The following is a 20,844-nucleotide window of genomic DNA, read 5'->3' as shown; positions in this document are numbered from 1 at the left end:
TTCAGTCGATCGTCATGATTTTACTCAATACGCTTGAGAGTTTTTCACTCCACCCGGATCACCGCGCCGCCGCGCCGTGCATCGGACCCGCCCTGAAAATCCCCGGTGACGGCATTGACCCCGCCGAAGAAGAGGCTCGGCTCGTCGAAAAGAGTGAGAGGGTAATGTTCCCGAACCGCTTCGAGGATCAGGGGATCGTAGCCGGGCTCGAAGAAGACCTCTCCCTTTTCGAAGTGGATACGGGGAGCATCGATCGCTGCCTGGATACTCTTGCCGAAGCACAGATAACGCTCCGTCACCTCCACGATGGCGCTGCGGATCCGGTTGGAGCCGGCGCTCCCCAATATCAGCGCCGGAGCCCCTTGCTTGTCGAAAGCCATCGTCGGGGCCATCATCGAGGGCAATCGCACCCCGGCGGGCCAACGGAAGAAGCCGTGGGGGTTGAGATCCTCCTCTCCCAGCATATTGTTCATCATGATGCCGGTGCCCGGGGCGACCACGCCGCTCCCCTCGCCGTTGGTGGAGGTGACACTGGCGGCGTTGCCCTCGGCATCGATGACGCTCAGGTGGGTGGTGTTTCCCCAGAGGTTGAGGCGGCTCTGGAGGCTCAGCAGATAGTGGGAGAGCAGTTCGCCGTTTTCCAGAATCTCCCGCAGCCCTTCATCGTGGAGATGGGGATCGACATGGGTTTGGCGAAACTCCGCCGTCACCGCCATCGCTTCGATCAGCTCCCGGACATACTCCAGGCTGTAGGAGCTCTCGGCCCCGGAGCCCTCCAGCATCTTCAGGGTAAAAGCGATGAGGATGCCTCCCGCAGAAGGGGGCGGGTTGGTGGCAATGCGGTATCCCCGGTAGTCGAACTCGACAGGCTTTCGCACTTCCACCCGGTAGTTCTCCAGATCTTCCCGCCGCAGCAGCCCCCCGTGCTCCCGGTAGAGCCGGTCGAGACGCTCGGCGATCTCGCCCCGGTAGAAGAGATCGGCCCCCTCCCGGGCGAAGGCTTCCAGAAAATCGGCGTAGTCGGAGTTGGTGACAGGACGAGAGGCGTCCAGGAGCTCTCCCTCCGGGACGAAAAGCGTCCGGGAGCCTTCGGTAGAGCACAGAATGGGCTCCAGCAGCTTGACGAAACTCGCCTGCAGGCTCGTCAGCCGGATCCCCTCTCTGGCATACGTCACCGCCGGCGCGACGATTCGCTCCATGGGCAGCCGTCCCAGTTCCCGGTGAATCCGGTCGATCCCGGCGATCATCCCCGGCACCGCCGTGGCACCGGCGCCGATATGAAACTCCTGCACCGCCGTCCCAAAATCGACATAGATGGGAAAGAAGTCCGGCTCCTCCACCCGCTGGGGCGGCACATCCACGAAAAAGTCGTAAAGCCGCGGATCTTCGCCGCTGCGGTGAGTGAGCATAAATCCCCCGCCCCCCAGGCTGGTGAGCATCGGCTCGCACAGGGGAGCCGCCAGCATGGCGGCACAGGCGGCATCGAAAGCATTGCCCCCCTCCTCCAAAATTTGTGCTCCCGCTCGGGCGGTGAGCCGGTCTCCGGCAGCGATCACTCCCTGGGTCATGGTGCTCCTTTTTTTCGTGCTAAGTGTTATGTGTTACGAGTTACGTTTTTTCTACGTTTTTTCTATTTGTGTACTCTGGTAAACCGAAACGGTCTCTCTGTCATCGTCATCCCGAACTTGATTCGGGATCCACGGCACAATGGGTATTCCCAGCCCTGGATTCCGGGTCAAGCCCGGAATGACGGAGCTTTTCAAACTCTTCATTTTATCCCATTTTGTGAGGCGGCAAAGCCGCCGTGCCCGCGACTTGCGACGCTTATCCGATCAGCTCTTCACAGATCACCGCTTTGAAATCCCCGGTCTCTTCATAGATCCGGCGCAGTTTTCGGGCGATGGTTTCCCGCTCGATGAGTTCGTGGAGCGCTTTGACATCACCATCGGTACCCAGTGCCTCGAAACTGCCGGAGCGCTCCAGATCATTGACCAGTTTGTGAGCCTGCTCCCGCAGGGGCAGGATCCGGTCCCCTTCGATGAAATTGGCTTTCATCCCGTGGCGGACAGCGTTCCATTTGTTCTGTTTGCTGATCTGGGTATAGACCCGCCCCACGGGGTACTGGGTGATGTGGTGCAGCAGGGCCTGGTAGAAGGTCACGATGAGCCGCAGCCGCTCCCGGTCGTAGAAAGCATCGCAGACCCGCAGCTCCACGGTGCCAAAGCCCTGGTGAATCCGTACATCCCACCAGACATCCTTGGCGCTCTGGATCGTCCCCGTGGTGTAGAGCTGCTCCATCAGGCTGCAATACTCCCGGTAGCTGCCGAAATATTCGGGGATGCCCGCCCTCGGGAGCCGCTCGAAGATCTTGCTGCGGTAGGATTGCAGGCCGGTATCCTCCCCCAGATGAAAGGGGGAGTTGGCCGAAAGGGCCAAAAAGATGGGAAGGTAGCTGATACTGGCGTTGTAGGCACGCACAGCGGTTTCGTCGTTGGGCATAGCCACATGAATGTGCAGACCGCTGATGAGAAAGTTGCGCAAAACGATCTGCAGCTCCCTGGCAAAAGCCTCATAACGGGGGTCCTCGAAACGCTCGTTGTCCTCCTTGCGTTCAAAGGGATGCGTCGCCAGCGCCGCCAGAGCGATATTTTCCGCTGCGCCGATCCGGGTCAGTTCCGCCAGGGTTTTCATGACAAAATCGGTCGCTCCCGCCGGAGTGCCGCAGACCGGCGTGACGATCTCCACCATCGACTGCAGCAGCTCCTGATGGACATGGGGACGGAGTCTTTCGGGGAGGTGTTCAAAGATGTAGGGAGAGCGGTTGGCCGGTTTCATGGTCTTCGCATCGATGAGGCGTACCTCCAGCTCGACCCCCAGAGTCCAGGGATCGTCGGGATGGAAGATCGAGAGATCGCAGTGACCGGCCATTTCCGCTCCTTTTGTCACTTTGGGACTTCTGAAAAACCCAAGCGTTATACTTCCACCATCCTGAACTCGGTTCGGAATCCAAGCTCTCCAGCTATTCGGAGCCCTGGATTCCGAATCAAGCCTGGAATGACGCAGCTTTGTCAGTACACTCCATTGTATCAAAAGCCCACTATGGTCTTTTACTCCAGTTCTCGTTCCCGATTGATCAGATAGCGGGCGATCCCCTCGGCGATCCCCTTGGCCTCCAGATCCTGATAGCGGGGATCGAAGAGGCGCTTCTTCTCCACCGGGTGGGTGATGTAGCCCGTCTCCACCAGAATCGCCGGCATCTCTGCCCCGACGAGGACCCAAAAAGGCGCCGGCCGAACGCCGCCGTCGGCCACTCCCCGGTAGCGGCTTCGCAGATTGGCCAGGATACTGCGCTGCACATCCAGGGCCAGTTTGTTGGAGAGGATGATTTTGGATCGGGTCAGCGTATTGATAAAGCTGTTCATGCTGTTGCGGTAGTAACGGGTGAACCCCACGCTGTTTTCCGCGGCGGCGACCCGTCTCGCCCGGGCGCTCCGGGCCGGTGAGAGGAAATAGGTCTCGACGCCGTGGGCCACCGAAGCCCGGCTGAGACGCCCCACGGCATTGGCGTGAACCGAGACAAAGATATCTCCGTGCCGGAGATTGGCGAAGCGGGTACGTCGATGAAGTTTGATGAAGTGATCCGAACTACGGGTCATCACCACATTGAAGCCCATTTTTCTAAGGTGTTTGCGCAAGCGTAGGGCGATCTGCAAAACGGCATCTTTCTCCCGATAGTGACGGGTGGGATCCATCGCGCCGGTATCTTTGCCTCCATGCCCCGGATCGACGATGATCCGATAGCGTCGATGGGGAGAGGGGGGCCGCTGCTTCATCAGGCGGCTTTGAGAACTCTTCTTTCGGGAGGTGCCCTTGCGATGAGTTGTTTTCTTCTCTTGTGACACGCCAGGTTTGCTTGGAGGGGTCCCGGTCCTGCTCCCTCCCTTCGCCGTGTCGATGGAGGCGAAGAGGCTCCGAACGCTTCGAGGACCGCCGCTGGAACCTTTGGGCAGGACAATCAGGTAGGTATCGCTTTTGAGCGGATAGTGGGTGATGGCGTAAGGCTCCGGAGTTTCGATTACCAGACGTACCGTATCCCGACGATACTGGGCAATGCGGATCGAGCGAATCTGCGAACCGTACTTGAGTTTCTTGGCCGCATCCTTTGAGCTAAGATGCGTTTTTTTTAGATCAAAAACGTAGCGGAAGGATCCTTTACCTTTGAGGACAAAGTCGTGCACATTTTTCCGGTCGAAGGTACGGTCAAAATGGAGCAAAAGACGATCGTGACCCATTTCCAGGGAGCGAAGCGTCACCGAAGCGGCCGCCGGCCAAAGCGCAGCGGCTATCAGCACGGCCCCCAGCAGGAGGTTGCGGAAAAGGGAGGTTTCTCTACTCACCATGAATCAGCTTGTCCATCAACTCCCGGACAGTGATGATCTCCTTGAGACGATAGCCGTTGGCCCCGGTGAAGAAGAGTCCGGTTTCTCTTTTGCCGTCGTAGGCATCGCTGAGACGATCGGCGATACAGTAGCCTACCACCTTGGCCTCCTCACCACGGTGACAAGGGGCGACACAGTTGGAGATGCAGGCGATCTTGGGGGCGGTCCCCTCCTCGATTTTCCGGTGAAGCTCGGTCTTGACCCCTCGGGCGGGATAGCCGACCGGAGATTTGAAGAGCTTGATATCCTCCTCTTTCGCCTCGATGATGGTCTGTTTGAAAGTCTCGCTGGCGTCGCACTCTTCCGTACCGATAAAGCGGGTCCCCAACTGCACTCCGTCGGCACCCAATTCCATCATGCGCACGATATCGTCGTGATCCCAGATCCCGCCGGCGGCGATGACCGGGATCTCTCCCCACTTTTTGGCCTCCTCCACCACCGGAGGCAGGATCGCCTCCAACTGGTTTTCGGGCTTGAAGCAATCGTCGTACTTGAATCCCTGATGCCCGCCGCTGAGCGGCCCCTCGACGATCACCGCGTCCGGCAGCCGTCCGTGAGCCTTCTCCCAGCGACGGCAGAGGATCCGCAACGCCTTGGCTGTGGAGACGATGGGTACCAAAGCCACATCGGGATAGTTTTTGGCCGCCTCGGGCATGGTCAGGGGCAGCCCAGCTCCGGTGATGATGATATCGGCCCCCGCTTCACAGGAGTCCCGCACCACACGATCGTAATCGTTGATAGCGTAAAGGACGTTACAGGCCAGGGGTTTGTCACCGCAGAGTTTACGAGCATTCTCGAAGATTTTGAAAAGTGCCCGGCGGGAGTAGAAGTTTTCCACCTGGTAGGGACGGCCGTCGGCCATCAGCTTGTCGGCATAGGCCCGGTTCTCGTAGATCCCGGTCCCTACGGAGCTGATGACCCCCAGGCCGCCTTCGCGGCTGACACTTCCCGCCAGCTGGTCCCAGGAGATGCCGACCCCCATTCCCCCTTGGATGATGGGTTTTTCGATGAGATGCTTTCCGATCTTGAGAGGCTTGAATTCCATGATTATCCTACCTTGGCCCGTGCAAATTTCCGTTTGCCCACCTGGAGAATATACTCTCCGGGCTCCAGTTTGAGCTGATCGTCGCTGACCTTCTCCTGGTCGATCCGGACCGCTCCCTGTTTGATATCCCGTCGTGCCTGGGAGTTAGAGGGTTCCAACCCCGCCTCCACCAGCGCTTTACAGATCCAGATCTCCGGTTCCAGCGTTACTTCCGGGATATCCTCCGGGATCTGCCGCGCTTTGAAGAGGCTGTCAAAGGCCTCCTTGGCCTGCTGTGCCGCCGCTTTATCATGGAAGCGGGCTGTAATCTCCAGCGCCAGCATCTCTTTGGCCCGTTTGGGGTGCAGCTCACCGCTGGCGACCTGCCGTTTCATCTCGGCGATCTCTTCCAGGGAGCGGGTGCTGAGCAGCTCGTAGTAGCGCCACATCAGTTCGTCGGAGATCGACATCAACTTGGCGTAGATCTCCTTGGCCGGTTCGGAGATCCCCACATAGTTGCCCAAGCTCTTGGACATCTTCTGCACCCCGTCGAGCCCTTCCAGGATCGGCATCATCAGCACCGCCTGCTCTTTGCCCACGTTATAGGCCCGCTGCAGATGGCGTCCCATCAGGAGGTTGAACTTCTGGTCGGTCCCGCCCAGTTCGATATCACACTCCATGGCCACACTGTCGTACCCCTGGAGCAGCGGATAGAGAAACTCGCTGACGGCGATGCTCTGGCCGCTTTTGTAGCGCTTTTCGAAATCATCCCGCTCCAGCATCCGTGCCACATTGTACTGAGTCGTCAGCTGGATCAATCCGTCGGCCCCCAGGGCATCCAGCCAGGTGGAGTTGAACATCAATTCCGTCTTTTCGGGATCGAGGATTTTGAAAGCCTGTTCCTGATAGGTTTCGGCATTTTTTCTGACGGTTTCCCGGTCCAGCACCTTACGGGTCTCGCTCTTGCCGGTGGGATCGCCGATCATGGCGGTGAAGTCTCCGATGAGCAGCTGGACAATGGCCCCGTGCCGCTGGAAAGCCGCCAGTTTCTGGAGGATGACGGTATGACCGAGATGAAGATCGGGCGCAGTGGGGTCCAGCCCCAGCTTCACCCGGTAGGGCTCCCCTTTTTCATAATAGTTGCGGACCAGGGTCTCGATCCGCTCCCGGTCGATAATCTCGGCGGTTCCCCGCTCGATCTCTTGCATGGCCTTGATGACGGGCATTCCTTCTCCTCGCAGAGTTTATTTGTGATTATAGGCATCGTCCAGTGCCGTAATCTCCACCAGCTTGAACTGAGAAGAGATTGCCTGGGCGATTTGCTTTTTGTCCGCTGTCTCCGATTCCACTTCGATCCGGCAATATTCGGCATTGTCGCTACTGTGGATCCCCAGTTCAATACCGGTCACGTTGAGCCCGGTCTCGGAGAGCTTTGTCAGAAGCTTGGCCAAAATCCCTTTTTGGTTCTGCAGTGCGACAATGAGACGATACCGGGCCAGTTTGCTTCCCCGCCAGCGGACAAAGAGCATCGGTTCGCCGGCCCGGATCATTCCATAGGCTTTGCGGCAGAGTTTATGGTGAATAATAGCCCGGTTTTCCTTATAGAAGGCCACGATCTCATCCCCGGCTTTGGGATGGCAGCAAAAGTCAAACTCCACCCGTTCCAACGGCTTGTTGACAAAAAAACTCAAATGGTCGATCTCTTTGAGAAAGGGCTTCTTGTAGCCCCGTTTCAACACTTCCCAGAAGCGCACTTCCCGGATCTTGGCCTCCCGGGAGATCCGATGGATCTTCTCTTTGAGCACATCCAGTTGCAGAGGGACCCGTTCGATCCCTCCGGTAGCGTCTCCCTCCTCCAGGATCTTTCGAATCGCATGCGGCGACCGATCAAAGATGGTGGCAAGGATATTGTATCCGGTCAGTTCGTTGACCTCCCGGATTCGGGCGCGGCACTTGGAACGGATCCCCTCTTTGGCTTTGGAGGTCTTGACCGTATCGATCCAGGAGCAGTGCAGAATCGGCTCCTCCTGGGTGACGATGCGGACGATATCCCCGTTTTTGAGGATCGTCAGCAACGACGCTCGTTCTTTGTTGATGATGGCGGTGGTGGCCCGATCCCCGATCTCCGAATGAACCGCGTAGGCAAAGTCCAGCGCCACCGAATCTTTGGGAAGGGTGAAGTAGTCCCCTTTGGGGGAGAAGACCACGATATCTTCACTGAAGAGGTCGTTTTTGGCCAGCTCGTAGAACTCTTCGATGGAGTCGTCCTGATAGGGAAGGCTCTTGAGCCACTCCAGCTTCACCCCGATCTCTTCATCCACCGCCTCGCCCTCTTTATATTTCCAGTGCGCGGCGATCCCGTATTCGGCCAGGTGGTGCATCCGCTCAGTGCGGATCTGGGCCTCGACGATATTCTCGTCGTCAAAAAGCGTGGTGTGAATCGTCCGGTAGCCGTTGTCCTTGGGGAGAGCGATGTAATCCTTGAAGCGGGAGATCAAGGGGGTGAAGCTCAAGTGGAGGGCTCCCAGGGCCTTGTAGCATTCGATGGGCTGTTTCACGATGACCCGCACGGCCAGCAGGTCCAGGACCTCATCGATGCCGATCCCTTTGCGGTGCATCTTGAGGTAGATGGAGTAGTAGTGTTTGACCCGGCCGATCACTTCGAAATCATCCCGGTGGAATCCCTGCATACAGAGGGCGTTTTTGACCTTGCCGATGAAGGAGTTGAGCCGGATATGAAGGCTCTGATGATTCGCTTTGATATATTCGTCGATCCGCTGATAATCTTTGGGGTAGATGTAGCGGAAGCTCAGATCCTCCAGGAGATTTTTGATCCGGGAGATCCCCAGACGATGGGCGATGGGAGCATAGACCACCAAGGTCTCTTCGGAGATCCGCAGCTGCTTGGCCGGCGGAAGGGCATCGAGGGTGAGCATATTGTGGAGCCGGTCACAGAGCTTGATGATCAAGACCCGCACATCCTCGATGGAGGCAATCAGCATCTTGCGGAAAGTCAGGGCGGAGGTGATGAGCTTTTCGTTGGAGTCGGAGGGGATCAGCTTTTCGTCCCGAATGGCGACGATCTTGGTCAGTCCCTCGACGATGTGGCGCACATCGGGGCCGAAGCGTTCACCGATCTCTTCGATGGTATGGGGGGTGTCCTCCACCACATCGTGCAGCAGTGCGGAAATCACCATCGTCTCGTCGTTGCTGATGGAGGCGGTAATCGCAGCGACGAGGATGGGGTGGATCACATAGGGTTCGCCGCTTTTGCGGGTCTGCCCCTCATGGGCGGCGATGGCAAAGGCCAGCGCATCCCGGATCCGGTCATTGAGCTCGATCTGTCGACCGAGAAGCTCAACGGCATCCTCGACAGATTTGAGTTTTTTGACCAGCTCCAGAAAGTCGTTCAAAGGGGGCTCGCTTTAAGCCTCTTTTTCGACGTGGATCTTGCCCTCGGCGATCTCATGCAGTGCAATATCGGTCGCTTTGTGTTTTTTGATATCCATATCCACCAGCGGTGCGGCGCCGCGGCTGAGCTCTTCGGCCCGTTTACCCACGGCTTTGGTCAGGAGGTAGCGGTCGTGGTTGAGGCGTTCCATGGCTTTGGCGGTGATTTGTTCCAGTCTAGTCATTCTATCAATCCTTTTTCTTCAAATTTTTTCAATGGACGATCGAGCAGAGCGACGTATCCCCCTCGATAATCCGTTTGAGGTTGTCGGGTTCAAACATATTGCAGACGACGATGGGCAGCCGGTTCTCTTTGGCCAGGGCGATGGCGGTATCGTCCATGACACGGATATGGTCGCTCAGCGCCTTGTCGTAGCTGATCTCGTCCAGTTTGCGGGCGTCGGGGAACTTCATGGGATCCTTGTCGTAAACGCCGTCGACTTTGGTCGCTTTGATCAGCATATCGGCGTCGATCTCGCTGGCGCGGAGCGTGGCGGCGGTGTCGGTGGTGAAGTAGGGGTTGCCGGTTCCGCCGGCAAAGACGACGACCCGCCCCTTCTCCAGGTGACGACGGGCCCGGCGGACGATGAAGCTCTCCCCGATTTCATGCATATCGATGGCACTCTGCAGCCGCGCCTCCAGGCCGATGCTCTCCAGAGCCTCCTGGATTGCCACGCCGTTGATGACGGTGGCCAGCATCCCCATGTAGTCGCCGCTGGTACGTTTGATGATGCCGTCTTGAGCCGCGGTCACTCCCCGGATGATGTTGCCGCCGCCGACGACGATCGCCACTTCAATCTCGGCATCGACGAGCTTTTTGATCTCGTCGGCAATGAATTTGAGGATCTTGGTATCGATCCCGTAGCCCTCTTCTCCGGCCAGTGCTTCGCCGGAAAACTTTACCAGTACCCGCTTGCGCTGCTTCATCATGCCCCCTCTATATTTTGTCGCGATTATAGCGAAAGATGCCTTTCAGGACGTTAGCGGGAGCTTTTCGGAATCTAAAGACGAATCAATTGCATCGGATTGATCAGCTTTGAGTGTTGGGTCGCCTGAAAGATCAGCTTGCGCCGGACCTTGCCCACGGCGGTGCCGCGGCGGATCCGGGTCCCGGTGCGGATGATCGGTGAAATCTTGGAAAGGCCGGCATAGACCGTATGCAAACCGTCGTTGTGTTGGACAATCACCACCTTGCCCAAAATACTGTTCTCGCCTACATAGACCACTTTGCCGTTGAGGACGTTGCGAACCGGGGCATCGCTCTGGGGGGCTCTGAGGGTGACGGAATCGTTGAAGATCTTGATTTTGTAAATGGGATCGACGTAATTGCCGAAACGTTTTACCAACCGGGCACCCCGGATCGGTGCGATGGTCCGCGGTCCCCGGTAGCGGGCCACCCGCTCCCGCTGATAGGAGCTGCCGTACTGCTTGACCTTCACGTTCTTCTCGTCGGGCAAGCTGACCGCGGAGTAATCCACCGCCCGTCCCTCGGCACGAGCCTGCTCCTGCTCCTGCCGCTTTTGCTCCCGCATCGCTTCCAGTTCCTTGGCTCGCCGGGCCAACTCCGCTTTGCGCTCCGCTTCCCGCCGCTTCGCCTCTTCGATCTCCTCTTTCCGCAAAATGTTGAGTTTGGCCAGGGTCTGACGCAGGGCGTTTTGGCGGCTGATAATCGTCCGAAGCTTCTGGCGGTAGAGTTTCTCCTCCGCCGCCAATTTTTTGAGAAGTTTCTGGGATGTCTCTTTTTTGATTTTGTAGAGGTTTCTCAGCGCATCCAGTTTGGCGATATTGCGTTTGAGCCTGGCTCGGGAGAGTAGCATAACCTGCTTCGATTTCCGGCGGCGGTCGATACTCTCTTTCAATGCTCTGAGTTTCCGATCGGTGGCGGCTTGATAACGTTTGAAATACTCCTCCAGAATCACACCGCGCTCACTGCGACGGTTCATTTGGCGCATGGCGACGATCGTAGCGAACTGATCGCTGAGCAGCCGGAGAAAACGGCTGTGACGGGTCTGAATATCCTGATCGAGCTGCGCAATCTGTTGATCCAGACCCCGGATCCTCGTCAGCGTATCGGCATATTGCGCCTCTCCCGCTTTCTTTTTCCGGGCCAGATCGTCGAGTTTTTTCTGGACCTGAGCCAAGGCCTGTTCGGTCGCTTTGATGGAGGCGGCCAGTTTGGAGAGCTGACGGCTGGTCGCCGCTTTCTGGGCTTCGGTTGAGCGGAGGGTCTGTTGGGAAGTCTGGATCTTTTGCACGATCTTCGAGGCGTGCACTCCCATCACCCCGACCAGGAGCAGCCACCAGAATCTTCGCATCACTCTCGGGGCCCCCGGCTCTTGACGGCGACGGTGAGCACCGCCGAAATGACGATCATCAGGGCGATGCCGCCCAGGATTGCCACATCCTGGAGCCGAAAGAGCAGCGCCTGACGGTCCATGAGGATTTCGATCCCGCTGATCGGCGCATAGTAGTAACGCAGCAGAGCGAAAATCCCTGCCGCGATGCCCGTCGCCAACAAGGCATCCACGATCCCCATCCGAAAGAGCACGCCGCTACGCAGCAGCATCGGAGCCCCGAAGATCTCCATAATCTGCATCCGTTCCTGATGGGCCATCTGCCACACCTCCATCTGTTTGACCACCAGAAAGATACTGACCAGACTCATTAGCCCCACAAAACTCCAAAAGATAATTTTGAGAAAAATAAAGAGGTTGTATTTGGCGCGATGATTTTCCCCAAAGGTTTCGACTTTGTCGATCCCTTTGACCGCCAGGAGTTTTTGTCGGATTTTCGCGACATCCTTTCGGCTCAGATAACGGTCGAGATGGAGGTTGTAGAAATGCGGCAGTGCGGCCAGGATCTCCCTATCGGGGGTATTTTTCATTCCCCGGGCGATCTCTTTGGCGATCTGGGCTTTGGAGATCGGTGTGGCCTGAGAGATGTGAGGATCGATCCGCCGGAAATCTTTCAAGCTCATAGGCTGCTCGGAGACCACCAGGATCGAATAGGATTCCCGGAGCTTCTCCTCCGCATGCTGCGTCACCCGGTTGAAAACCAGAAAAAACTCGACACCTAGCAGAATCGCCAGAAGCGGCAGCAGAAACATCAAATGATCTCTAACGGACTTCATAGATCCCCTTGTTCTCGATGATGAAGTGGCGGTAGGGTATGTTGAAGATCGTCGGAATCCGGTGGGTCACCACCACCACGGTGGAGCCCAGCTGATCGCAGGCGTTCTCCATTAGGTCCCAGATGACGTTGGAGGAGTATTCGTCCAGGTTTCCGGTGGGTTCATCGGCCAGGATCAGAAAGGGATTTTTCGACAGCGCTCTCGCCACCCCCACCCGCTGCTGCTCACCCCCGCTGAGCTCCAGAGGATAGCGATCGGCCTGCTCGGTGAGTTTGACGTGTCGCAGGAGCTTCTTGGCCTGGGTCTGCTGGATGTCGGTGCTGTAGCCGGCAATGATCAACGGCAGGACCACGTTCTTCTCCACCGTCCATTCGTTGATCAGCTTGTAATCCTGAAAGATGATTCCCAGATGGGTCCGCAGTTCCAGGAGCTTGCTCTGATTGATTCGGGCCATATCCAGGCCGCCGACGGTGAGTTTGCCCTCTTTGGGGCGCAGGGCCCCGTAAAAGGACTTCAGCAGTGTCGACTTGCCGCTTCCGCTGGGCCCGGTGATGAAGACGAACTCCCCTTTGCGGACCGAAAAGCTGGCATGTTTGATGATCTCTTTGCGTCCGCCGTCGTAGGCGAGGGTCAGCTTGGAGGCGGTGATGACGTTAGCCATGGATCATTGCTCCTATCAGTCGGTGTGCTTGAGCGTTGGCGGCGGTCCTGACGGGCGAGTCGGGGAAATACTCCACCTTCCCTCTTTCGTCGTAGCGCAGGTATTTATGCTCGGGCCGGTCAAAACTGCCGAAGGAGCACTCGATCACGCCGCCCAGACCGTCCGCCCGACGATAGCGGGGGCCGAAATGGACGAAACACTCCTCCACCACCACCGCCTTGCGCGGCAACCGCGCCACTCTCTCCGGATCGAGGGGCTTGTCGAAGGTAAAATTATAGTCGTTTTTTCTTTCGGGGGAAAGCGCCTCGGCGGTGACCGTCAACGTGTAGATATCCTTCTCCATCCGCCGCCATCTGGCCTCGTATTTGCTCACCACCGGCAGCTCCCGGTTCTTCTCCACCCGAAAGTCGATCTTGGGAGGCACGCTGAAGACTTCCAGGGCATAGCGGTAGTAGTTGTCGCTATCGGTACGCAGCTCCAGGATTCCCCCCGGGCGCAGAGCCCGCAGCGACTCCTCCAGAAAGCGCTCGCTGATGACCCGACGATGGGGCTTTTTGTCCCAAGGGACCGGGAAATGGACATAGATCGCCTCCAGGCGGTTGGAGGGAAGCATCTCCAGCAGCAGCCGGGCGTCGTAGTTGACCACCCAGATGTTTGTCAGTCCCTGGAGCTCGATCTGTTTGAGGACCTGCTGAGCCGAAGGGGTGTGGATCTCGATCCCGATGAAGAGGGTGTCTGGATGGGCTTTGGCCTGCCAGAGCAGATGCCGTCCGCTGCCGAATCCCACCTCCAGTGCCACCTTTTCCAGAGGAAAATCGGCCGATTCGAAATCGCGGATTTTTTTGTCGTACTCGGCGGCGATGGGAGGTTTGGTGGGAGAGAGAGCGATATTGGAGTGGCGGATCGTCAGATCGGCGGCTTCCGCCAGACGTTTCAGCGCCCGTTTGATCCGGTTGCTGTCCAGCGGGCGGGTGATCTTGTCGGCCCGGATGAGGCAATCTTCTCCCCGGTCTTTGATCTCGAGGAAAAACTCCCCCTCTTCCCGAATCCCCAACAGTTCGATGGGACGATCTTCGGCAACGGCACGCAAAGTACAGAGCGCTCCCTCTTCGACCAATCGGTCAAGTCGTTCACGCTCAAAAGGATCGACGATGAGATGAGGCATCCGGGTTCTCCTAGCGAATCGTGACGCTCAGAGGCCGGCTGGGAAGCGTCTGGATCTTGTCGGCACTACGGGCGGTCACCCGGTAATCGTAGGTGTACCCTTTGGCGGGAGACATATCGATATATTCGGGGTTGAGGCGTCCCTTGACGGTGGCGAGATACTTCCATTTCTGTCCGGGCAGACGGCGTTCGACGAGATACTCGACGATCCGCGGATCACGATGAGGCGTCCACAACAGTTTCACTACCCCGGCATCGGGTTGATAGGCTTTGACCAGGTTGACTGCCGGCAGCGGCGGCGCGGTCTTGACCCGGACGATCTGGCCCGGCGCGGAACCGAAGAGCACTCCGAAGGTCTTGAAGGTGTAGTCGTAGGTGGTGGCGGGACGGATGGTGGTATCGACGAAGTGGGTGGCATAGCGGTTGGGAATCGTGGCGATCTTGAGATACTTCTCCTCTGTGCTTCCGGTGACGAGGGCGCGATAGACGTCGATTCCCTCAACCCGTTTGTCCGTCACAGGTTGCCACTCGAAGCCCACGCTGGTACGGTCGACGACAGTTTTGACGCCTTGGATTCTAGGCAACGAGGGATCGGTTTTGATCGCTGCCAGGCTCGTAACGTCACCCACGGTCTGGCTGCAGCCGTCAAGCGCCAGGGAAGCGACGAGCAAACTCGCCAGGGAGGCGATCCGGTATATTCGTTTCATCGATAGTACTCCTCATATAGTGTTTGTGCAGATACTCCAATATATCTTCCGGCAGCGGCGCGGCGATCTCCAGGCGCTCTTGGCGGACCGGATGGGTCAGGTAGAGCAGCGCCGCATGGAGAAAGACCCGCGGGATCTTCCCCTGCGTCTTTTCCCGATAGCCGTAGAGCTTGTCGCCCAGGATGTGACGCCCCAGGTTGCCCAGATGGACCCGGATCTGATGGGTCCGCCCCGTATGGAGCCGCGCGGCGATCAGCTCACTCCCCTCGTTTCCTTCGGCCAGTTTGAGAAAATCGGTCCGGGCGTTGCGTCCCCCCTCTACCACCGCCATCTTGAGCCGGTTGGCGGGGTTGCGGGCGATAGGAGCGTCGACGCTGATATTCTCTCGGAGGGGATGGTCGATGAGCGCCAGGTAGTAGCGCCCCATTTCCCGGCTCTTGAGCTCGTCGCTCAGGGCCTGATGGACGGCGTTGGTCTTGGCGATGACCAGGGCGCCGCTGGTCTCTTTGTCGAGACGGTGGACGATGCCGTGACGTTCCTCCCCCGCCAGGGTCGAGAGGGAGAGGCCCCGGGCAATCAGCCAATCCACCAGGGTCGGCTCCCGTACCGAGGGGGCGGGATGGACCACCACCCCGGCGGGCTTGTTCAGCACCATCAGATGCTCGTCTTCGTAGAGCACCTCCACGTCAAACTCCACCGGCAGGCTCTCCCTTTTGGGCGCCTCCAGGATCCGGTAGCTGATGATCTTACCCGCTTCGACTTTGAAGCTGGGACGGGTAACGGGGGAACCTTCCACCGCGACGGCTCCGGCTTCGATGAGCTTGGCCACCTGGCTACGGCTGCGATCCATGGCCGAGGCCAGCACCCGGTCCAGGCGTCCCGATTCCGATGCTGTCACGTGATGGATCTCCCCTGCCTCAGCCACTGCCGACTCCGCCTTTTGCAATAAATTGACTCTAAAGATACCGAAAAAAGTTTAGAAGGATATTAAAAAATATAATTCAGGTGGTTTTTCCTCCGGCCTTCTGAACCCACAAGCCACCCAGAATCAGAACCAGGGCCGCCAGTGTGGAGTCATAGATCGGCTCCCCGACGAGAAGATGGATCAGAATCAACGAGAGAAAAGGGGAAAGATAGATCAAGTTGGAGACGGTGGCGGTGCGGTGTGCCAGTTTGAGGGCTTTGAGCCAGAGGAGAAAGGTGATCCCCATTTCGAAAAGACCCACATAGAGCGCGCCAAAAGCTCCGGTTAGAGAGGGAAATTCCACCCCCTCCTTGAAGAGAAGGAGATAGAGACTCAACAGCAGCGTCCCGACTAAAAAGTTGAGAAAAAGCAGCGGCAGGGGCTCGGCTTTGATCCGAGTATTGAAGAGCCAGTAGAGGGCCCAAAGCAGCGTGCTGGCCAGGGCGTAGAGCACGCCGGAGAGATTGTGGAAACGAAGCGAAAGCAGATCCCCCCGTGTGGCGATCACCAGCACCCCGCCGTAGCAGAGCAGGCCCGCTAGCAAATCCCGGCGGCGCAGTTTCTGCCCCAGGATCGGTACCGAAAGCAGTGCCAGAAGGACCCCCCAGCTGTAGTTGATCGCCTGGGCCTCCTGAGCCGGCAGCTGGTCGTAGGCGTGAAAGAGGGTCAGATAGTAGATAAAGGGGTTGATCGCCCCCAGGAACAGAATCCACCCCGGATACTGCCGAAAAAGTTCCCAGGCTTCGGCGAGTCTCCTCTGGCGCCACAATAACCATCCAAAGAGCGTCAGGGAGCTCAAATCGGCATAGAAAAGCAGCGATTCGGGCGAGAGATACCGCAGCGAGATCTTGAAGGCGGAGGCGACGGTAGACCAGAGCCCCACCGCGGCCAGAGCGTAAAGAATCGCCTCTTTTTGAGCGTTTGATTTCACGTAAATCTCCCTGTAATCCCTATTGACATCCGAAAGTGCAATAGTAAGCTCACGCCTCCTCTACAATGGAAATAATAGTGGAAATTGGAGTTTGAAACGGAATGAACGATCGCTCTATATGGCACAATCAAATGGACGCCAGTCCTTCGCGTTTTCTTTTTCTTTGCTTCGTTTCCTTTTTCTTTGTCGCGAAACAAAGAAAAAGAAATGAAGGAGAGAGACCGAGTAGAGCTTTGAATGCCCATGATACCGTCTATCCTGAATCAAGTCCAGGATGATAAAATATCGGTTACTAGTTCCTCGTTCCTCGTTACTAGTTAAAAGAGTTCCTCACTCCTCACTTATTATCCAGCACCCTCACCAGTTCCGCCTTGAGCTCGGCAGGGATCCGGTCGGCCTTGTCCCGCATCCACTCCAGGTAATTCCGGTCTTCACCCACCACCTCTTCGGGGGTTCGGCCCTTGTGCTTGCCGAAACCGATGGTGATCCGCACCCGGTCCCGGGTCTGCTCCAGCCAATACTCGAAGGAGTATTTCAAGTCCATATCCAGATCGAAGTTCTCCAGCATATAAAAGAGATCGTTCCGGTGTTCCAGGGCCACGGTTTCGATCCGCTTGCCCCGGTGGCGCCCCATGGGCATGATCTCCAGGGGCATCGGCGCGCTGCAGAGCTCGGCCATCTCTTCGGCGCTGTGGGAGCTCAGCAGATAGTCGTAGAGGTGCTTCAGCACGATCACATCCCCCAGGGCGTCGTGGGCCCTCACCTGAACTCCCAGCTTTTCGATCAGCGCCGGTTCGTGCCGGTAGAGCCCCAGAGAGTAGCGTAGATACTGCTGACCGTGCTGCTTCTGCTCCGTCAGGAATTTGCGGACGATCCGAAAGGTATCGACCAGCTTCATTCGGCTTTCGAAGCCCTCTTTGGCCAGCATCGCCAGATCGAAGGGAGCATTCTGGATCACCAGGAGATTCTCGGGAGTGTTGAGCTCCTGCAGACGGCGGAAGGCCTCGGTCTCGATGCAGGCGGGTTTGCCCTCCAGCATCTCGGGGGTGATGTGGTGGATGGCCATCGCGTCATATTTGACGGGCAGCGGCGGCGTGCAGAGCGCATCATAGTGTTCCACGACCTCCCCCGCTTCGTCCAGGACGAGATAGGCGAGCTGACAGATCCGGTCTTCAGCCTCCGTGCCGGTCGTTTCGGTGTCGAGAATGATCGTGTACATAGGTGCCTTTTTAGAAAGATTGTAGCATACTGGTCATTGGTCACCGGTCATGAGTCATTGAGAGTGCCCGCCAAAGAGCTGCCGTCTCTGCGACCCCCTCGTCGATCGCCTCTTCGCTCAGGCCCCCAAATCCCATCCGTAACGCTTCCCACTCCTCCCCGTAAAAGTCGCTGGCCAGATAGAGGCGGATCCCTCGCTTCACCGCTTCCTCGCGCAGTCGCTTCAGATCGCAACCGTCGGTGGACCGCACGAGGATCGCCAAGCCTCCGCCTTGGGTCACGATCTCGATGCGATCCCCCAGCTCCCGTTTCAGCGCCGCAAGCATCCGGTCGTGTCGACGGCGGTTGAGGGTCCGCACCCGGCGCAGGTGCCGTTCCCAGTGCCCCTCGGCCATGAAAAGCTCCAGAGTCCGCTGCACCGGCAGCGATACTCGGGCAAAGTGGGCGTGGCTGCTGCGTCGGTAGCGCTCCATCAGCGGCTCAGGCAACACCAGATAGGCGACCCGGATCGCCGGAGAGAGGGATTTGGAGAAGGTCCCCAGATAGAGCACCCGCTCTCCCCCCTCCAGCCCCTGCATCGCCGGGATGGGGCGGTGGGTGTAGTTGAGTTCGCTGTCGTAGTCGTCCTCGACGATCCAGCTCTCCTGCCGGCGGGCCCATTCCAACAGCGCCTGACGCCTGGCCACCGGGAGGGTCACGCCGGTGGGATACTGGTGGGAGGGGGTCAGGTAGAGGCTTCCGACCTCCGTCGCCTCCAGCCGCTCAGGATCGATCCCCTGGGGATCGACCGGGAGATGGAGCGTCCGATATCCGTGTTCGCCCATCACCCGCTCGGCCAGCCTGTATCCGGGCCACTCTATGGCGAAGGGACGTTTACGCGCCTGCATCAGCTCCGCCGCCAGTCCCATCGCGTCGATGAAACCGGAACAGACCACGATCTGATCGGCCCGGCATCGGGTCCCGCGGATCCGGTTGAGATAGGAGGCGATCTGCTCCCGGAATCCCGCCTCCCCCTTCCCGTCGGGATAGGCACCGAAGTCCAGATCCTCCTGCAGCGCCCGGACGCTCAGACGCCGCCAGGTTTTGACGGGGAAAATTTCAGGGCTCAGGCGGGCCGGATAGAAGTCGTAGCGTACGCTCTCCATCCCGATGGAGTTTTGCTTCTCGGCCCTAGGTTCTTCGTCGGGTTTGCGGTCGACCGCCAGGAGATCCTCGGCGACGAAATAACCTGAGCGGGGACGGCTTTCGATGTACCCTTCGGCATAGAGCTGCGAATAGGCGGCTTCCACCGTGGTACGGCTGAGATTGTTCTCGGCGGCCAGCGCCCGGATGGAAGGGAGCCTGGCCCCCGGCTCCGCTTCGTGGAGGATCCACTCTTTCAAGGTAAGGTAGAGGCGTTCGGTGAGGGTCCCGCTCCCTTCCTGAAGTTTCAATATCACAACTGTCCCCATCTTTTTTTCATTATTTGGCTCTTTTGTAAAGGTCAGATAGGCGCTATCATAGCGTATCTTTTTGAGAGGAAGCAGGGTCATGCATGCTGAAACGATACAGAGAATTCTGGAAACAGCCCCTTACGCCAGCCTGGCGTTGAGAGGAAAAGAGGGGGTGTCGGTCGTTCCTGTCAGTTTCGCCGGAGACACGGAAGCGATCTTTTTTCACGGCAAAAAGGGCGGCAGAAAAATGGAAGCGATCCGTCAAAATCCAAGGATTTTCGTCAGTATCGTGGAGTTGGGGAGTCTGATCCCCTCCTACTTCAGCTCCGAGGAGGGGCTGGCCTGTCCAGCGACGCAGTTTTTTGCCTCTCTGGAGATCGAGGGATCTGCCCGGGAGCTCCACTCCTCACATGAGAACGCCGGAGCGCTGGAAAAACTGATGCGAAAATACCAGCCGGAAGGCCATTACCTTCCTTTGGACAATGAGCCCCGCTACGCCAAAGCCCTGGAGGCCACGGCGGTGGTGGAAATCGCCGTCGAGCAGATCCATACCAAAGTCAAATACGGGCAGAAGCTACCTGCCGAACGCTGGGAGAGGATCCATCGCTTTCTTGCGAAGAGGGGAACAGCTCTGGATCTGGAGACTCTACGACGAATGGAACACTATCGCAAAAAGGAGAAGCACAATGGAAATTCGTAACGCTACACCGGAAGATATCGACGCGATTTTGCGTCTGCACCGCCGCTATCAGGTCGATACGATCGCCGACGAGGACCGCTCCGACGGCTTCGTCACCACCGACTTCACCCCCGAGCTGCTGAGGGAACTCATCGAGAGCGACGAAGGGTTTTTCGTCGCCGCCAGGGAAGACGGTGAAATCGCCGGCTATGTGATGGCCGCCTCATGGAAGTTTTGCTCCCGGTGGCCCATCTTCGCCCGGATGATCGAAGATCTGCCCTCGCTAAGCTATCGGGAGATTCCCCTCTCGACGGAAAACTCCTACCAGTACGGCCCGGTCTGCATCGACAAGCCCTATAGGGGCAGCGGATTGCTGGAGGATATCTTCGAGTTCGCCCGGGAGGCGATGGAACCCCGCTACCCGGTGCTGGTGACCTTCGTCAACAAAGCCAATCCCCGCTCCTACGCCGCCCACAGCCGAAAGCTGGGGCTCGACACGATCACGGAATTTGCCTTCAACGGCAACGAATACTACGAAATGGCCTGTCTAACCGGAGAGGATCTGGAGAAACGGTTGGAGAGCCAAACACTGGGAAGCAATTGAGGGGTTTGAAAAGCTCCGTCATTGGGGGCTTGACCCGGAGTCCAGGGCTTTGAATACACGTTATACCGTGTCAAGTCAAAATGACAGTCCAAGTAACCGATAGCCGAAAATAGGAGAAAAAATGTATTTGGAAGGTTCCGTATTGGCCGATTCTTTCATCATGGGACTATGCTTGTTGATTCTTGCTTCTTTTGTCGCAGGTTTTATCGATAGTGTGGCAGGAGGCGCGGGATTGGTACTGGTCCCCTCATTTATCCTCGCGGGCCTTCCGCCCCAAATCGCTCTGGGACAGGAAAAACTGGTCAGCACACTCGGAACGCTATCGGCGATCTTCAATTTTATTCGAAGCAAAAAAATACGCTGGGATCTTGTGGCGATAGGGGTCCCGGCGGCATTGATCGGCGCCTACATCGGAGCCGAGGCCATCCTCTATCTCGATG

The 20,844-nt window shown here is 57.9% G+C and carries 20 protein-coding genes; 3 read left to right on the top strand and 17 right to left on the bottom strand.

The genetic code is table 11. From position 1 onward, the window contains the following. Positions 1-44: 44 nt before the first annotated feature. The 17 genes from ggt to F8I07_RS07620 all read right to left on the bottom strand — a co-directional run bounded on the left by ggt (position 45) and on the right by F8I07_RS07620 (position 19,139). Positions 45-1,568 carry a gamma-glutamyltransferase gene (gene ggt / locus F8I07_RS07700; RefSeq protein ID WP_292657955.1) on the bottom strand — a complete coding sequence of 508 codons (1,524 nt, stop codon included), beginning with the start codon at positions 1,566-1,568 and terminating at the stop codon, positions 45-47. A 256-nt stretch (positions 1,569-1,824) separates the two neighbouring features. Then, positions 1,825-2,928 carry a YbdK family carboxylate-amine ligase gene (locus F8I07_RS07695; RefSeq protein WP_292657952.1) on the bottom strand — a complete coding sequence of 368 codons (1,104 nt, stop codon included), beginning with the start codon at positions 2,926-2,928 and terminating at the stop codon, positions 1,825-1,827. 179 nt (positions 2,929-3,107) lie between these two features. Continuing rightward, the gene (locus tag F8I07_RS07690; protein ID WP_292657950.1) at positions 3,108-4,400 is read right to left on the bottom strand and encodes an N-acetylmuramoyl-L-alanine amidase; all 1,293 of its coding nucleotides are present in this window, start codon (positions 4,398-4,400) and stop codon (positions 3,108-3,110) included. Next, positions 4,390-5,484 (bottom strand): nitronate monooxygenase, encoded by a 1,095-nt coding sequence (locus F8I07_RS07685; protein WP_292657947.1) that lies wholly within the window; start codon positions 5,482-5,484, stop codon positions 4,390-4,392. Before F8I07_RS07685 ends, F8I07_RS07690 begins: the two co-directional genes overlap by 11 nt. Before the next feature lie 2 nt (positions 5,485-5,486). Further along, on the bottom strand, positions 5,487-6,689 hold the full coding sequence (gene tyrS / locus F8I07_RS07680) for a tyrosine--tRNA ligase (protein WP_292657944.1): 1,203 nt from the start codon (positions 6,687-6,689) through the stop codon (positions 5,487-5,489). Between the two features lie 18 nt (positions 6,690-6,707). Beyond that, positions 6,708-8,876 (bottom strand): RelA/SpoT family protein, encoded by a 2,169-nt coding sequence (locus tag F8I07_RS07675; RefSeq protein ID WP_292657942.1) that lies wholly within the window; start codon positions 8,874-8,876, stop codon positions 6,708-6,710. 12 nt (positions 8,877-8,888) lie between these two features. Then, on the bottom strand, positions 8,889-9,098 hold the full coding sequence (locus tag F8I07_RS07670) for a DNA-directed RNA polymerase subunit omega (RefSeq protein ID WP_292657940.1): 210 nt from the start codon (positions 9,096-9,098) through the stop codon (positions 8,889-8,891). 28 nt (positions 9,099-9,126) lie between these two features. Further along, entirely contained in the window at positions 9,127-9,840 is a 714-nt protein-coding gene (gene pyrH, locus F8I07_RS07665) for a UMP kinase (RefSeq protein ID WP_292657937.1), read from the bottom strand. Between the two features lie 74 nt (positions 9,841-9,914). Next, positions 9,915-11,228 carry a peptidoglycan DD-metalloendopeptidase family protein gene (locus F8I07_RS07660; RefSeq protein ID WP_292657970.1) on the bottom strand — a complete coding sequence of 438 codons (1,314 nt, stop codon included), beginning with the start codon at positions 11,226-11,228 and terminating at the stop codon, positions 9,915-9,917. Further along, complete coding sequence (locus F8I07_RS07655; RefSeq protein ID WP_292657934.1) at positions 11,228-12,043, bottom strand: cell division protein FtsX; 816 nt, start codon at positions 12,041-12,043, stop codon at positions 11,228-11,230. The genes F8I07_RS07660 and F8I07_RS07655 overlap by 1 nt, the downstream gene beginning before the upstream one ends. Further along, complete coding sequence (locus F8I07_RS07650) at positions 12,030-12,704, bottom strand: cell division ATP-binding protein FtsE (RefSeq protein ID WP_292657932.1); 675 nt, start codon at positions 12,702-12,704, stop codon at positions 12,030-12,032. Before F8I07_RS07650 ends, F8I07_RS07655 begins: the two co-directional genes overlap by 14 nt. Next, positions 12,697-13,869 carry a tRNA (guanosine(46)-N7)-methyltransferase TrmB gene (gene trmB / locus F8I07_RS07645; protein WP_292657929.1) on the bottom strand — a complete coding sequence of 391 codons (1,173 nt, stop codon included), beginning with the start codon at positions 13,867-13,869 and terminating at the stop codon, positions 12,697-12,699. The genes F8I07_RS07650 and trmB overlap by 8 nt, the downstream gene beginning before the upstream one ends. A gap of 10 nt (positions 13,870-13,879) precedes the next feature. Further along, the gene (locus F8I07_RS07640) at positions 13,880-14,575 is read right to left on the bottom strand and encodes a hypothetical protein (protein ID WP_292657927.1); all 696 of its coding nucleotides are present in this window, start codon (positions 14,573-14,575) and stop codon (positions 13,880-13,882) included. Next, a complete protein-coding gene (locus tag F8I07_RS07635; protein ID WP_292657924.1) occupies positions 14,514-15,500 on the bottom strand; it encodes an RluA family pseudouridine synthase in 987 nt (328 codons plus the stop codon). Before F8I07_RS07635 ends, F8I07_RS07640 begins: the two co-directional genes overlap by 62 nt. Positions 15,501-15,576: 76 nt before the next feature. Further along, complete coding sequence (locus F8I07_RS07630) at positions 15,577-16,470, bottom strand: DMT family transporter (protein WP_292657922.1); 894 nt, start codon at positions 16,468-16,470, stop codon at positions 15,577-15,579. Between the two features lie 337 nt (positions 16,471-16,807). Then, positions 16,808-17,689 carry a 3'-5' exonuclease gene (locus F8I07_RS07625; protein ID WP_292657919.1) on the bottom strand — a complete coding sequence of 294 codons (882 nt, stop codon included), beginning with the start codon at positions 17,687-17,689 and terminating at the stop codon, positions 16,808-16,810. A gap of 40 nt (positions 17,690-17,729) precedes the next feature. Continuing rightward, positions 17,730-19,139 (bottom strand): PLP-dependent aminotransferase family protein, encoded by a 1,410-nt coding sequence (locus F8I07_RS07620; RefSeq protein WP_292657917.1) that lies wholly within the window; start codon positions 19,137-19,139, stop codon positions 17,730-17,732. A gap of 79 nt (positions 19,140-19,218) precedes the next feature. Here F8I07_RS07620 and F8I07_RS07615 point away from each other — a divergent pair, with 79 nt between their 5' ends. From F8I07_RS07615 to F8I07_RS07605, 3 genes are all read left to right on the top strand, one after another. Next, positions 19,219-19,821 carry a pyridoxamine 5'-phosphate oxidase family protein gene (locus F8I07_RS07615; RefSeq protein WP_292657915.1) on the top strand — a complete coding sequence of 201 codons (603 nt, stop codon included), beginning with the start codon at positions 19,219-19,221 and terminating at the stop codon, positions 19,819-19,821. Then, positions 19,808-20,404 (top strand): GNAT family N-acetyltransferase, encoded by a 597-nt coding sequence (locus F8I07_RS07610; RefSeq protein ID WP_292657913.1) that lies wholly within the window; start codon positions 19,808-19,810, stop codon positions 20,402-20,404. Before F8I07_RS07615 ends, F8I07_RS07610 begins: the two co-directional genes overlap by 14 nt. Before the next feature lie 121 nt (positions 20,405-20,525). Continuing rightward, a partial coding sequence (locus F8I07_RS07605) for a TSUP family transporter (RefSeq protein WP_292657910.1) occupies positions 20,526-20,844 on the top strand: 319 nt, incomplete at its 3' end.

This window comes from Nitratifractor sp. (assembly GCF_015487065.1).
In the GTDB taxonomy this organism is placed as follows: Bacteria; Campylobacterota; Campylobacteria; order Campylobacterales; family Sulfurovaceae; genus Nitratifractor.
This window is presented reverse-complemented; position numbering and strand designations above follow the sequence as displayed.

Coding starts and splice junctions, on each gene's coding strand:
- ggt (WP_292657955.1), bottom strand. CDS start 1,568: ATGACCCAGGGAGTGATCGCTGCCGGAGACCGGCTCACCGCCCGAGCG.
- F8I07_RS07695 (WP_292657952.1), bottom strand. CDS start 2,928: ATGGCCGGTCACTGCGATCTCTCGATCTTCCATCCCGACGATCCCTGG.
- F8I07_RS07690 (WP_292657950.1), bottom strand. CDS start 4,400: ATGGTGAGTAGAGAAACCTCCCTTTTCCGCAACCTCCTGCTGGGGGCC.
- F8I07_RS07685 (WP_292657947.1), bottom strand. CDS start 5,484: ATGGAATTCAAGCCTCTCAAGATCGGAAAGCATCTCATCGAAAAACCC.
- tyrS (WP_292657944.1), bottom strand. CDS start 6,689: ATGCCCGTCATCAAGGCCATGCAAGAGATCGAGCGGGGAACCGCCGAG.
- F8I07_RS07670 (WP_292657940.1), bottom strand. CDS start 9,098: ATGACTAGACTGGAACAAATCACCGCCAAAGCCATGGAACGCCTCAAC.
- pyrH (WP_292657937.1), bottom strand. CDS start 9,840: ATGAAGCAGCGCAAGCGGGTACTGGTAAAGTTTTCCGGCGAAGCACTG.
- F8I07_RS07660 (WP_292657970.1), bottom strand. CDS start 11,228: ATGCGAAGATTCTGGTGGCTGCTCCTGGTCGGGGTGATGGGAGTGCAC.
- F8I07_RS07655 (WP_292657934.1), bottom strand. CDS start 12,043: ATGAAGTCCGTTAGAGATCATTTGATGTTTCTGCTGCCGCTTCTGGCG.
- F8I07_RS07650 (WP_292657932.1), bottom strand. CDS start 12,704: ATGGCTAACGTCATCACCGCCTCCAAGCTGACCCTCGCCTACGACGGC.
- trmB (WP_292657929.1), bottom strand. CDS start 13,869: ATGCCTCATCTCATCGTCGATCCTTTTGAGCGTGAACGACTTGACCGA.
- F8I07_RS07640 (WP_292657927.1), bottom strand. CDS start 14,575: ATGAAACGAATATACCGGATCGCCTCCCTGGCGAGTTTGCTCGTCGCT.
- F8I07_RS07625 (WP_292657919.1), bottom strand. CDS start 17,689: ATGTACACGATCATTCTCGACACCGAAACGACCGGCACGGAGGCTGAA.
- F8I07_RS07620 (WP_292657917.1), bottom strand. CDS start 19,139: ATGGGGACAGTTGTGATATTGAAACTTCAGGAAGGGAGCGGGACCCTC.
- F8I07_RS07615 (WP_292657915.1), top strand. CDS start 19,219: ATGCATGCTGAAACGATACAGAGAATTCTGGAAACAGCCCCTTACGCC.
- F8I07_RS07610 (WP_292657913.1), top strand. CDS start 19,808: ATGGAAATTCGTAACGCTACACCGGAAGATATCGACGCGATTTTGCGT.